This is a genomic window from Blastococcus sp. SYSU D01042 (assembly GCF_054050515.1).
This window is the reverse complement of sequence record NZ_JBJGZM010000006.1, coordinates 148,812-160,256: the sequence shown is the minus strand read 5'-3', so window position 1 is coordinate 160,256 and position 11,445 is coordinate 148,812. Positions and strand designations below refer to the sequence as shown.

At 75.8% G+C, this 11,445-nt stretch carries 14 protein-coding genes; 5 read left to right on the top strand and 9 right to left on the bottom strand.

Annotation, left to right across the window (positions count from 1 at the left end):
* Positions 1 to 152: 152 nt before the first annotated feature.
* Positions 153 to 1,622 (bottom strand): S8 family serine peptidase, encoded by a 1,470-nt coding sequence (locus tag ACI79H_RS12960; RefSeq protein WP_456554806.1) that lies wholly within the window; start codon positions 1,620 to 1,622, stop codon positions 153 to 155.
* A 156-nt stretch (positions 1,623 to 1,778) separates the two neighbouring features.
* Between ACI79H_RS12960 and ACI79H_RS12955 the strand changes: the two genes are divergently transcribed.
* Genes ACI79H_RS12955 through ACI79H_RS12945 form a run of 3 tightly spaced genes read left to right on the top strand, consistent with a single transcriptional unit; the run spans position 1,779 to position 3,577 of the window.
* Positions 1,779 to 2,771 (top strand): aldo/keto reductase, encoded by a 993-nt coding sequence (locus ACI79H_RS12955; protein WP_456554805.1) that lies wholly within the window; start codon positions 1,779 to 1,781, stop codon positions 2,769 to 2,771.
* A 28-nt stretch (positions 2,772 to 2,799) separates the two neighbouring features.
* Entirely contained in the window at positions 2,800 to 3,162 is a 363-nt protein-coding gene (locus ACI79H_RS12950) for a hypothetical protein (protein WP_456554804.1), read from the top strand.
* A complete protein-coding gene (locus tag ACI79H_RS12945; RefSeq protein WP_456554803.1) occupies positions 3,155 to 3,577 on the top strand; it encodes a hypothetical protein in 423 nt (140 codons plus the stop codon). Before ACI79H_RS12950 ends, ACI79H_RS12945 begins: the two co-directional genes overlap by 8 nt.
* Before the next feature lie 4 nt (positions 3,578 to 3,581).
* On the opposite strand, the gene ACI79H_RS12940 is transcribed toward ACI79H_RS12945, so the two are convergent.
* The 3 genes from ACI79H_RS12940 to ACI79H_RS12930 all read right to left on the bottom strand — a co-directional run bounded on the left by ACI79H_RS12940 (position 3,582) and on the right by ACI79H_RS12930 (position 5,815).
* Positions 3,582 to 4,307, bottom strand: coding sequence for a hypothetical protein (locus ACI79H_RS12940; protein WP_456554802.1), 726 nt, complete (start codon positions 4,305 to 4,307; stop codon positions 3,582 to 3,584).
* Between the two features lie 63 nt (positions 4,308 to 4,370).
* On the bottom strand, positions 4,371 to 4,883 hold the full coding sequence (locus tag ACI79H_RS12935) for a flavin reductase family protein (RefSeq protein ID WP_456554801.1): 513 nt from the start codon (positions 4,881 to 4,883) through the stop codon (positions 4,371 to 4,373).
* A complete protein-coding gene (locus ACI79H_RS12930) occupies positions 4,880 to 5,815 on the bottom strand; it encodes a hydroxymethylglutaryl-CoA lyase (RefSeq protein ID WP_456554800.1) in 936 nt (311 codons plus the stop codon). Before ACI79H_RS12930 ends, ACI79H_RS12935 begins: the two co-directional genes overlap by 4 nt.
* Positions 5,816 to 5,958: 143 nt before the next feature.
* Here ACI79H_RS12930 and ACI79H_RS12925 point away from each other — a divergent pair, with 143 nt between their 5' ends.
* Complete coding sequence (locus ACI79H_RS12925; protein WP_456554799.1) at positions 5,959 to 6,867, top strand: diguanylate cyclase domain-containing protein; 909 nt, start codon at positions 5,959 to 5,961, stop codon at positions 6,865 to 6,867.
* Between the two features lie 9 nt (positions 6,868 to 6,876).
* On the opposite strand, the gene ACI79H_RS12920 is transcribed toward ACI79H_RS12925, so the two are convergent.
* Genes ACI79H_RS12920 through ACI79H_RS12905 form a run of 4 tightly spaced genes read right to left on the bottom strand, consistent with a single transcriptional unit; the run spans position 6,877 to position 9,199 of the window.
* Complete coding sequence (locus tag ACI79H_RS12920; protein ID WP_456554798.1) at positions 6,877 to 7,554, bottom strand: hypothetical protein; 678 nt, start codon at positions 7,552 to 7,554, stop codon at positions 6,877 to 6,879.
* Positions 7,555 to 7,589: 35 nt separating this feature from the next.
* Complete coding sequence (locus ACI79H_RS12915; RefSeq protein ID WP_456554797.1) at positions 7,590 to 7,925, bottom strand: YnfA family protein; 336 nt, start codon at positions 7,923 to 7,925, stop codon at positions 7,590 to 7,592.
* Positions 7,926 to 7,943: 18 nt separating this feature from the next.
* The gene (locus tag ACI79H_RS12910; RefSeq protein WP_456554796.1) at positions 7,944 to 8,351 is read right to left on the bottom strand and encodes a VOC family protein; all 408 of its coding nucleotides are present in this window, start codon (positions 8,349 to 8,351) and stop codon (positions 7,944 to 7,946) included.
* Positions 8,348 to 9,199: a helix-turn-helix domain-containing protein gene (locus ACI79H_RS12905; protein WP_456554795.1), complete on the bottom strand. Its 852-nt coding sequence runs from the start codon at positions 9,197 to 9,199 to the stop codon at positions 8,348 to 8,350. Before ACI79H_RS12905 ends, ACI79H_RS12910 begins: the two co-directional genes overlap by 4 nt.
* Positions 9,200 to 9,313: 114 nt before the next feature.
* Between ACI79H_RS12905 and ACI79H_RS12900 the strand changes: the two genes are divergently transcribed.
* A complete protein-coding gene (locus tag ACI79H_RS12900) occupies positions 9,314 to 10,528 on the top strand; it encodes a DUF222 domain-containing protein (RefSeq protein WP_456554794.1) in 1,215 nt (404 codons plus the stop codon).
* Here ACI79H_RS12900 and ACI79H_RS12895 read toward each other — a convergent pair.
* Positions 10,525 to 11,370: an alpha/beta fold hydrolase gene (locus ACI79H_RS12895; protein WP_456554793.1), complete on the bottom strand. Its 846-nt coding sequence runs from the start codon at positions 11,368 to 11,370 to the stop codon at positions 10,525 to 10,527. The two genes, ACI79H_RS12900 and ACI79H_RS12895, sit on opposite strands and share 4 nt — an antisense overlap.
* Positions 11,371 to 11,445 lie beyond the last annotated feature (75 nt).

Sequence of the window (11,445 nt, the reverse complement as noted above, 5' to 3'; positions counted from 1 at the left end):
GATCTAACCCGCTGGGCCGGGTTCACGCCCTCCGGGGAGCAAGATCACACGCACTCGTCACACGGCGGTCACACGGTTCCACGTGGAACCCCGTGACCGGAGTGGCCACTCCGGCGGGCGGTCGCTCGCCGGAGTGGCCACTTCGGCAGCGGTCAGCTCCCGGTGAGGCGGGCGACCGCGGCGACGACGTCCACCAGGCCGGTGCCCTTGTCGAACGACGTCGTCCGACCGCCGGCGCTCGTGTAGGCCGCGCCGTCGGTGAACCGGTGCGCGGTGCCCGTCAGCGCCGCCTCGATCTCCGCCGGGGTGGCCGAGGGGTCGGCCTGGAAGAGCTGGGCGACGATGCCGGCGACGTGCGGCGCGGCCATCGACGTCCCGCTGATCGTGTTGAACGTGCCCAGGTCGAGCAGGCCGGGGCCGTTGCGGAAGTCCAGGCCCGTGGCGCAGATCGGCAGGTAGGGCCGGCACGCCGACGTGATGCCGTCGCCCGGTGCGGAGAGGTCCGGCCAGGTGGAGGGGTCGGCGGCCGCGCCGCGCGAGGAGAACTCGCTGACGACGCCGTCCCGGGTGCCGGTGTCCTGGTCGGAGTACGAGGCGACCGAGAGGATGCCGCCGGTCGGGTCCTGCCCGGGCGGGTTGGTGAGCGAGGTCGAGCCGTCGCCGCCGTCGTTGCCGGCGGCCCAGACCGTGACCACGCCCTCGGCGGCCAGCGCCCGCTGCAGCTTGACCGTGGCGGAGCCGGGGTCGAACGCGCCGCCGCCGGTCGGGCCGTAGCTGTTGTTGGTCACCTTGATCGGCGGGCAGACGGTGGGGGAGACGCCGGCGCCGCAGGGCGCCTCGTGGTTCTCCAGCACCCAGTTCAGCGCCGAGTCCGCCCCGACGATGAGCAGCACCGCGCCGGTCGAGATCGAGACCAGGCTGGCGCCGGGCGCCGCGCCCTGCAGCCGGCCGCCGTCGGACAGCGTCGTCGGCCGGCCGGCGACGATCCCGCTGACGTGCGTGCCGTGCCCGCCGACCGACAGCGTGTCGGTGTCGACGACCGACGGCACCCGGACCACGCAGTCGGCGGTGGTGCTCGCCTCGACCAGGCACAGGCTCTTCAGGTTGGCGACGACGGCGCTGCGTCCGTCGGCGTCGCGGAGGTAGGGGTGGTTCGGGTCGACGCCGGAGTCGATGACAGCGACCGACACCCCGCTGCCGTCCAGGGGCGTGCCGTCGGCGCCGGTGAGGGTGGCCGCGGCCTCCGCGCCCCGGGTCGCGACGTTGGAGGTCTCCTGGGCGAACTCGATCGGCTGGTTGCCCTCGAGGTAGGTGACCCCGGGCTGCCGCCGGGCCTCCTCGATGCGGTCGGCGGTGCCCGAGGCGACCACCACGCCGATCCGCTCGTACTCGGTGACCCCGCGCAGCCCGGCGGCCCGCACCGCCGACCGGGCGGCGTCGATGTCGGTGCCGTGCACGAGCACCGTGGTGCTGCCGGTCAGACCGGCGAGCTGCCCGGCCAGGAAGTCCTGGACCGGGGCGAGCGGCGGGGCCGGCGCGGCGGAGGCGGCGGGTGCGGCCAACGCGGCGGCGACGACCGCCCCGCTGACGGCGCCGAGCAGACGGCGGGACGAGCGACGCATGGGCCCTCCAGGGCGGGACACGACGATGTGTGCCCTGCCCCAACGACGCCGTCCCCCAGGGGTTACCGGGGGACACAGGAAAGCGCGCTGGGACCAGGCTCCCTGATCCCAGCGGGAGGCCTGTCGGGAGCCGCGCGGCGGGGGCAGGATCGCGGCATGCAGACACGCACCCTCGGCACCCTGTCCGTCCCGGCCCAGGGCCTGGGCTGCATGGGGATGAGCGACGCCTACGGCGCCGCCGACCAGGCGGAGGCCGAGCGCACCGTCGCCCGCGCGCTGGACCTCGGCGTCACCTTCCTCGACACCGCCGACATGTACGGCCCCTTCACCAACGAGCGGCTGGTGGGGCGGGCGATCGCCGGCCGCCGCGACGAGGTCGTCCTGGCCACCAAGTTCGGCAACGAGCGGCGCGAGGACGGCAGCTTCGTCGGCATCAACGGCCGGCCGGAGTACGTGCACCGGGCCTGCGACGCCTCGCTGCAGCGGCTCGGCGTCGACGTCATCGACCTCTACTACCAGCACCGCGTGGACACCACCGTGCCGATCGAGGACACCTGGGGGGCGCTGCGCGAGCTGGTCGAGGCCGGCAAGATCCGGCACGCGGGGATCTCGGAGGCCGCGCCGGAGACCATCCGCCGGGCGCACGCCGTCCAGCCGGTGACCGCGGTGCAGACCGAGTACTCGCTGTGGAGCCGCGACCCCGAGGACGACGGCGTGCTGGCGACCTGCGCCGAGCTCGGCATCGGCTTCGTCGCCTACTCGCCGATCGGGCGCGGCTTCCTGTCCGGCCAGATCCGCAGCATCGACGACCTCGCCCCCGACGACTTCCGCCGGCGCAACCCGCGGTTCCAGGGCGAGGCCTTCGCGCAGAACCTCGCGCTGGTGGACCGGGTCCGCGAGCTCGCCGACGCCAAGGGCGTGACGGCGTCCCAGCTGGCGCTGGCCTGGGTCATGGCGCAGAGCAACCGCGCGGGCAACCCGGCGATCGTGCCCATCCCGGGGACCAAGCGGGTCTCCTACCTGGAGGAGAACGCCGCCGCGGTGGACGTGGTGCTGGACGACGACGACCTGCGCCGGCTCGACGAGGCGGCGCCGCGCGGCGCGGCCACCGGGGACCGCTACCCGGACATGTCGACCGTGCACCGCTGACCGAGGACGGGCACGAGAGGATGCACCCGTGCAGCTCGTGCTCGTCGTCGCGATCACCGTCGTCGCCGCGCTCCTCGTGCTCGCCGGCGTGGCCTCGACGCTCGCGCGGCGCCGCGTCGGGCTGGTGCACCTGGCCCTCGCCGGCGTCCTCGAGGCGCTGCTGCTCGTCCAGGCCGTGATCGCGGTCGCCGCGATGGACGACGGCACCCCGGCCGACGCGCCCACCTTCCTCGGCTACCTGGCCGGGATCGTGCTGATCCCGGTGGCCGGGGTGCTCTGGGCGCGCACCGAGGTGACCCGCTGGGCCGGCACCGTGCTCGCCGTCGCCGGTGCCACCACGGGCGTCATGGTCTGGCGCCTGCTCCAGCTGTGGGAGGCGACGAGTGCCTGACGACCGCGCGCTGGGGGCTCCGGCCGAGCCGGGGACGCCGGCCGGCTCCCCGCGGGTGCTCGTCGCGCTCTACGCCGTCTTCGCGCTGGCGGCGGGCGCGCGGGCCGCCGTCCAGTTGGCGACCCGGTTCGACGAGGCGCCGGTGGCCTACCTGCTCTCCGCGCTGGCCGCGGTGGTCTACCTGGTGGCCACCGTGGCGCTGGCCCGCGGCCCGGCCAGCCGGCGGACGGCGCTGGTCGCGATCAGCACCGAGCTGGTCGGGGTGCTCGTGGTCGGGACCCTGTCGCTGGTCGACCCGGCGGCGTTCCCGGACGAGACGGTGTGGTCGGGCTACGGCCGCGGCTACCTGTTCGTGCCGCTGCTGCTGCCGGTGCTGGGCCTGCTGTTCCTGCGCCGGAGGGCGGCGGGGCGCTGAGCGCTCAGAAGTCGCCGCCCCCGAAGTCGCCGCCGCCGAAGTCCCCCCCGCCGAAGTCGCCGCCGCCGTAGTCGCCCCCGTCGCCGTAGTCGGAGCCGGCGCCGTCCTCGTAGCCCTGGGCGTAGGCCTCCTCGTCGCCGCCGCCGAACAGGCCGCCGTCGCCCAGGCCGGTGTCGAACAGCGCGTCGGCGACCGCGGTGCCGATGACCAGACCGCCGATGGTGCCCAGGAGGCTGCCGCCGATCATGCCGCCCATGCCCATCCCGCCGCCGTAGCCGTAACCGGGGCGGCCGTACCCGCCGCCGTAGCCGCCGCCGTAGCCGGGCTGGGCGCCGTAGCCGGGGCCGTAGCCGCCCAGGGCGCGCTCGAGCGTGCCCGGCTGGCGCATCTCCGCGCGCGTGGCCACCCGGGCGAGGGTGTCCGCGTCGTCGGTTCGGGGGCGCTCACCGGCCGGGGTGACGGCGGCGAGCTGCGCGAGCACCTGCTGCCGCTGGTCGGTGGTGAGCTGCGCGAACGCCTCGGCGTGCGCCTGCTCGATCTGCTCGGGCGGCGCGGTGCGCAGCAGGTAGCGGTAGCGGGCGACGGCCTGCTCGTCGGGCAGCGGCTGGCCGTCGGGCTGCCGGGCGTACCGGCCGGGGCCCTGGTGGCCCTGCTGCTGGTAGGCCTGACCCTGGTACGGCGCGGCGTGCTGCTGGCGGGAGCGGCCGAAGAGCCGGTCGAGCAGTCCCATGGCGGTTCCTCCCTCGCGGTGTCCCGCACTCCGGTGCCCGGGCCGGACCCGGCCCACACCCCCCTAGACCTCACCGCGGTGCAGCAGCCCGTAGGCGCCGCGGTGGTACAGCAGCGGCCGGCGGTCGGCGGAGGCCCCGAGGTCCAGCACGCGGGCGACGACGATCGTGTGGTCCCCGCCGTCGTACTCCGCCCACAGCTCGCCGTCGATCCAGGCGACCACGTCGTCCAGCACCGGCGAGCCGTGCGGGCTGGGCGTCCACGGCACCCCGGCGAACTTGTCCGGCACCGAGCGGGCGAAGTTCTGCGAGACCGCGTCCTGCCCCTCGGCCAGCACGTTGATGCAGAACCGGCCGATGGTGCGCAGCCGCTGCCAGGTGCGGGAGGAGCGGGCCGGGGCGAAGGCGACCAGCGGCGGGTCCAGCGACAGCGAGCTGAACGACTGGCAGGTGAAGCCGATCGGGCCCTCGTCGGTGTCGGCCGTCAGCACCGTCACGCCGGAGGCGAAGTGGCCCAGCACGTCCCGCATCACCCGCGGGTCGACGATCCGCTGCGGCTCCTCCCCGGGGGCGCTCACCGGGCGTCCAGCGGCCGGGGCACCGAACGGCCCCCGGCGCGGTGCAGCGAGCTGGGCAGCTCGTGGCCGACCACCCGCTCGGTCACCCGGGCGGCGGCGAGGACGGCGTCGAGGTCCAGGCCGGTGCGCACGCCGGACTCCTCCAGCATGTAGACCAGCTCCTCGGTCGCGATGTTGCCGCTGGCGCCCGGCGCGAAGGGGCAGCCGCCGAGACCGCCGATCGATGCGTCGAGCTGGGTGGCCCCGGCCTGCACGGCGGCGAGGGCGTTCGCCTGCCCCGTGCCGCGGGTGTCGTGGAAGTGCACGCCCACCGGGGTGCCCGGGCAGGCCCGGCGCACCGCGTCGAGCAGCTGCACCACGCGCAGCGGCGTCGTCGTCCCGATGGTGTCGCCCAGGCACAGCTGGTCGGCGCCGGCGGTGACGGCGGCGCGGGCGACGTCGACGGTGCGGGCGATCGGCGTGCGCCCGTCGAAGGGGCAGTCCCAGGCCGTGGCGATGATGACCTCCAGCGAGCCGCCGGCGCCGTGGGCGAGCCCGGCGATCTCCCCGACGGCGGCCACTGCCTCGGCGGTCGAGCGGCCCGCGTTGGCGCGGCTGTGCCCGTCGGAGGCCGAGACCACGTACTCGAGGTCGGCCACCCCGGCGTCGACGGCGCGGACGGCGCCGCGCGGGTTGGCGACCAGCGCCGACCAGTGCACGCCGGGCCAGCGGGAGAGCTCGGCGGCGACCTGGTCGGCGTCGGCCAGCGCCGGGACGGCCTTCGGCGAGACGAACGACGTCACCTCGATGCGGTGGACGCCGGTGGCGACGAGCGCCTCCAGCATCTCCAGCTTGGCCTCCAGCGGGACCGGCGCCTCGAGCTGCAGGCCGTCGCGCATGCCCACCTCCCGGACGTCCACCTCCGCGGGCAGGACCAGGTCGAACTCGTTCACGGTGCCTCCTCGCACGACTCTCCGCGCATCCTCCACCCGTCCGGGGTCCCCCGATGAGGCGACCCGGAACGGGTTGGTGACGCCTGCCGGAGCTTTCGTCGGGGCCGTCGCGCAAGATGGGTGCCCAGGACGGAGGTGGGGTGATGGACGAGGTGGTGGGCGTGCTCCCTCCTGCTGACCGCTCGACCGTCTTCGCCCACGCCCCGATGGGCGTCGCGCTGGCCACGACCGACGGCCTGCTGATCGACGTGAACGGCGCGCTCGCGGAGCTGCTCGGCATCGCGGCCGACGAGCTGCGCGGCCGGTCGCTGTTCGACCTCACGCACGCCGGCGACGTCACCACCGCCCGGGAGGCGTGCGCCGGGCTGCAGACCCGCCCCGACCGGTCGGTGCGGCAGGAGTGCCGCCTCGTGCGCGCCGACGGCACCCCGGTGCCGGTGCAGATCGCCACCTCCTGGGTCGAGCCGCAGGAGCCGGGCCGCGAGCCGCACCTGGTGATGATCATCGAGGACATCACCGAGCGGAAGGCGCTCGAGGACCAGCTGGTCCACCGCTCGCTGCACGACCCGCTGACCGGGCTGCCCAACCGATCGCTGTTCCAGGACCGGCTGTGGCACGCCCTCGAGCGCGGCCGGCGCGAGCGCACGCCCACCTGCGTGCTGATCATGGACCTCGACGGCTTCAAGGCCATCAACGACGAGCTCGGCCACCCGATGGGCGACCGGGTGCTCGTCGCCTTCGCCGACCGGCTGCGCTCGGTTCTGCGGGCCAGCGACACCGCGGCCCGCCTGGGCGGCGACGAGTTCAGCATCGTCTGCGAGAACACCGACCGGCCCGACGCCGAGGTGCTGGCCGAGCGCCTGCGCGCGGCGGTGACCGCACCGCTGGACCTCGACGGTCAGCCGGTGTCGATCGGCCTGAGCATCGGGATCGGGTCCGCCCCGGGCGGTGAGGACCCCGGCGAGGTGCACGAGCGCGTCATCCGGGCCGCGGACGACGCGATGTACGCCGACAAGGCCCGGCGCCGGCGCGGGCGGCCGCGCTCGCGCTGAGCGCCGTCCTCAGCTCCCGGACGAGGCCCAGCCCACCGTGTCGCGGACCCGCGCGAGCACCGCGGTGATCACCGGCAGGGCGAAGCCCACGGCCGAGAAGCCCACGACGAAGTCCGCGTCGTCCCCGTAGAGCGTGCTGGACCCCACCAGCGCGATGAGCACCAGCGAGGCGGCCGCGGCGACCGCGGACCAGAAGAGCACGTCCGCGGGCTTGCGGGAGAGCAGCCGCACCGCGCCGGTGATCAGGCCGGCGCCGCAGAGCAGACCGGTCAGCACGATGAGCAGGTACACGCCCTCGTCCTCGCCGGAGGTCAGCCCGAAGAGGAAGCCCGCGGTCATCAGGGCGGTGAGCCCGCCGGTCACGAACCCGAGGACGGCGGCCGCGGTGGCGACACCCGGGCGGCCGGGGCCGGCCGGCCACGCCGGCACGGGGCCGGGGTAGCCGGGCGGGGCGTAGCCGTAGGGCTGGGCGTAGGCCGGCGGCGGCCCGTAGCCGTAGGGCTGGCCGTACCCGGGCGGCGGTCCGTAGCCGGGCGGGGGGCCGTAGCCGGGCGGCGGGCCGTAGCCGTACGGCTGCCCGTACTGCGGCTGGCCGTGCTGGGGCTGGCCGTACTGCTGCTGGCCGTAGGTGGGCGGTCCCGCGTACTGCTCCGGGGACCCCTCGTGCTCCGACCCGTGTCCACCCATGCCGCCAGTGTGCCCGGTGCCGCTCGGCTGCACGGTCAACCGGCCCGAGGCGCGTACATGATCACGGCGACGCCGACGAGGCACAGCAGGGCGCCTGCGACGTCGTAGCGGTCAGGGCGGAAGCCGTCGACGGCCATGCCCCACAGCAGCGATCCCGCGACGAAGACCCCGCCGTAGGCGGCCAGGATCCGGCCGAAGTTCGCGTCGGGCTGCAGCGTCGCGACGAAGCCGTAGGCACCCAGCGCGATCACGCCCGCGCCGATCCACAGCCAGCCACGGTGCTCGCGCACGCCCTGCCAGACCAGCCAGGCGCCGCCGATCTCGGCCAGGGCGGCCAGCACGAACAGCAGGACGGAGCGCGCGACGGTCACCCCCGGACCGTAGGCGGCCTACCCGGCGCGGCGCGGCTCCCCCGCGTAGGTGCCGAACGACCAGAGGTTGCCCTCGGGGTCGCGGGCGGAGAACTCCGACGAGCCGTAGTCGGTGGTGCTCAGCTCCCGGACGACGACGGCGCCGGCGCGCACCGCCCGCGCGTGGACGGCGGCCGGGTCGGCGGTCACCACGTAGCAGGCGGCGGTGCCGGGCACGGCCGGCCACGTGTCGTCGGGCTCGTCCCGGACCGAGCCGAGCATGACGCCGCCGCCCTCGGGCCAGGACAGCTGCGCGTGCGCGACGGCGTCACCTTCGCCGTACACGGCCGTCTCCTCGAAGCCGAAGGCGTCGACGAGGAAGCGGATGAGGGCCCGGGCGTCCCGGGCGCGGAAGGCGGGCCAGACGGTGGGCTGCGGAGTGGTCATGCCGGGGAGAGTGCCGCCGTCAGCGCCGCGGTGTCTTGCACGAATCCGAACTCCTCCCGCAGCCACCGCGTCGGCGGCAGTCCGCTGAACGCGCGCCACTCGCGGGTCAGGTGCGCCTGGTCGGCGAAGCCCGCGGCACCGGCGAGCCCGGCCAGGTCCAGCGGCCGCCCGGACGCCGCCCGTCCGGCCAGGGCGCGCCGGGCGCGGTCGAAGCGCACCACGCGGGCCGCCTCCTTGGGGCCGAGCCCGGTCTCGGCGCGGAACCGCTGCTCCAGGTGCCGCACCGACCAGCCCACCCGCGCGGCCACCTCGGCCACCGGCAGCCGCCCGGCCGACGCCGTCGTCAGGCGCCAGGCCTCGGCCACCTCGGGGCGCAGCGCGCCGGGCCTCAGCTCCTGCAGCAGCACCTCCTCCAGGACGGCGAAGCGCTCCGGCCAGCCGGCCGCCGCCCGCACCCGCTCGACCAGTTCGCGCCCGGCCCGCCCGAGGACGTCGTCCACCGGTGCGTCCAGCGAGGCCAGCGCGCCGGCGGGGCAGCCCAGCAGCGCCCGGGCACCGGCCGGTGTCAGCGAGAGCTGGATGCCGGCCTGGCGTCCGGGGTGGCTGATCCGGGCCGGCCGGGTGTGCAGGCCGCCGATCAGCCCGTCGTACCGGCCCGGCGCCTGGGCGGGGTCGGGGTGGGCGGCCATCTCCAGCGGCTCGTCGAGGGTGACGACGAAGGTCAGGAAGGGCGAGGGCAGCCCCAGGTGCTCGCCGGGCGGCAGGCCCTCGTGCCGGTAGCCGACCGCGGCGGCGACGTGAGGGCGCAGGCACGGGTGCACGCGGTGCGCCACAGACTGCTGCTCCACCCGTCCAGCATGGCAGCGCGGGGACGTCGGTTCGAGGCTTGACCTGCGCTTTTCTGTCGTACCCCCGCCCTACGCTGGACGTGCAGACCAGCTGGTGGAGGGGGTGGAGACGCGGTGTCCGAGCTGCTGTCCGCCCTCGACGAGCTGGCGCAGACCGACCTCGACGAGCTGTCCGCCGACGCGGTCCTCGACCTCGTCGCCGGCCTCGTCACGGCGGGCAACCGGGTGGCCGCCGCCCTCACGTCCGCCGTCCGGGCGGCCGACCGGCGGGAGGCCTACCGGCGCGACGGCGCCGTCTCGATGAAGGCGTGGCTGCGCGGCAGCTGCCGGCTGGCTCCCGCGGAGGCGGCGGCGACGGTCTCGACCGGCCGGCGGCTCGAGCAGCTGCCCGCCACGGCCGCGGCGTTCGCCGACGGGTCCATCAACGCCACCCACGCCCGGGTCATCACCCGTGCCATGACGCCCGGCCGCCTCGCCCAGGCCGCGGAGGCCGGGATCGACCTCGGCGAGACCGACGCGATCCTCGCCGACCTCGCCCGGTCGACCGCGCCGCACGAGACCGCGCGCGGCGTCGCGCGGTGGGTGGCCGGCGTGGACCCGGACGGCACGCTGGACGACGCCGCCGACACCCGCCGGCGGTTCTCCATGGCGCCCGGGCTCGACGGACGGGTCCACCTGCGCGGCGAGCTCGACGCCGTCGGCGGCGAGCACCTGCGCACGGCGCTCGCTGCGCTGATGAACGGCGACCGCCCCGCCGGCGACACCCGCTGCCACGCCGAGCGCCAGGGCGACGCCCTGGTGGCGCTGGCCCGCGGGGCGCTGGATGCCGGGGGGCTGCCCACCGTCCGCGGTGAGCGGCCGCACGTGCGGGTGACGATCGACCTGCTGGCCCTCTGCGCCGAGCGCGGTGCCGCAGGGGTCTCGGGCGGGTCGCTGGAGTGGGCGGGCCCGATCACCCCGGAGACGGCGCGGCGCCTGGCCTGCGACGCCGGCGTCGTGCGCGTGCTCACCGGCCCGGGCGGGCTGCCCCTCGACGTCGGTCGCGAGCAGCGCACCGCGTCGGCTGCGATCCGCCGAGCGGTCGAGGTTCGCGACGGGCACTGCGTCTTCAGCGGCTGCGACGCCCCGCCGGAGTGGTGCGACGTCCACCACGTCGTGCACTGGGCGCACGGCGGCCCGACGAGCTGCGACAACGGCGCGCTGCTCTGCGAACGACACCACACGGCCTGTCACGAGGGCGGCTTCGCGGTCGGGCGGGATCCCGGCACCGGCCGCTGGCGCACCTACCGACCGGACGGCACCGAGGTGCTCAGCCGCGCGGGGCCCTAGGCCCCCTGCTCGACGGCGTCCAGGAACACCCGCAACGTCTGGAGGAACACCTCCGGCTGCTCGGAGTGCACCCAGTGACCGGCGTTCTTGATCTTCACCAGCCGCGTGCTCGGGAACAGCTCGTCCATGCGCTCGCGGTCCCGCGGCAGCACGTAGTGCGAGGTCGCCCCGGCCACCCAGAGCACCGGGCCGTCGTACGTCGCCCCCGCCGGCGGCTCGGGGAAGCGGCGCAGCTCGCCGAGGTCGCGCTCCAGCAGGTCGAGGTTGAGCCGCCAGCGCCAACCGCCGTCGGCACCCAACCCCTCCCGGACCAGGCTCTGCAGCAGGAAGCTGCGCACCATGCGGCTCGGGACGGCGCTGCGCAACGCCGCGTCGGCGTCCTCCCGCGTCTGCAGCGTGCCGAGGTCCATCGCCTTCATCGCCGCGATGAACGCCGCGAACGGGGAGGCCTCCTCGTCCTCGTCGTCGGTCCGCCCGCCCTGCAGCGGGTACTCGACCGGCGCGATGTCGACGACGACCAGCGCCCGCAGCAGCTCGGGACGGCGCAGCGCCAGCGTCATCGCCACCTTGCCGCCCATCGAGTGCCCGACCAGCGTCACCGGCTCGCCGTACGAGGCGAGCTCGGCGGCGAGCAGCTCGGCCATGTCCACGTAGTCGACCCGCTCGGTCCACGGCGAGTGCCCGTGGTTGGGCAGGTCGAGCAGGGTGACCCGGTGCCGGTCGGCCAGCCCCTTGGCGATCGTCGTCCAGTTCTTGCCCTGGCCGAACAGCCCGTGCACGAACACCACCCGCGGGCCGGTCTCGCCCAGGGTGCGCCCGTGCAGCCGGAGGTCCTCGTCCACGAGCCCATCCCACCAGCCCGGTGCGGCGTCGTGGGCCCCGGCACCCCGTCCGCGCGGCAGTCGCGGATCCGTCGG

What these genes read in the sequence shown, in the direction of transcription:
- ACI79H_RS12960 (WP_456554806.1), bottom strand. Translation starts at nt 1,622, where the DNA reads ATGCGTCGCTCGTCCCGCCGTCTGCTCGGCGCCGTCAGCGGGGCGGTC.
- ACI79H_RS12955 (WP_456554805.1), top strand. Translation starts at nt 1,779, where the DNA reads ATGCAGACACGCACCCTCGGCACCCTGTCCGTCCCGGCCCAGGGCCTG.
- ACI79H_RS12940 (WP_456554802.1), bottom strand. Translation starts at nt 4,307, where the DNA reads ATGGGACTGCTCGACCGGCTCTTCGGCCGCTCCCGCCAGCAGCACGCC.
- ACI79H_RS12925 (WP_456554799.1), top strand. Translation starts at nt 5,959, where the DNA reads ATGGACGAGGTGGTGGGCGTGCTCCCTCCTGCTGACCGCTCGACCGTC.
- ACI79H_RS12920 (WP_456554798.1), bottom strand. Translation starts at nt 7,554, where the DNA reads ATGGGTGGACACGGGTCGGAGCACGAGGGGTCCCCGGAGCAGTACGCG.
- ACI79H_RS12910 (WP_456554796.1), bottom strand. Translation starts at nt 8,351, where the DNA reads ATGACCACTCCGCAGCCCACCGTCTGGCCCGCCTTCCGCGCCCGGGAC.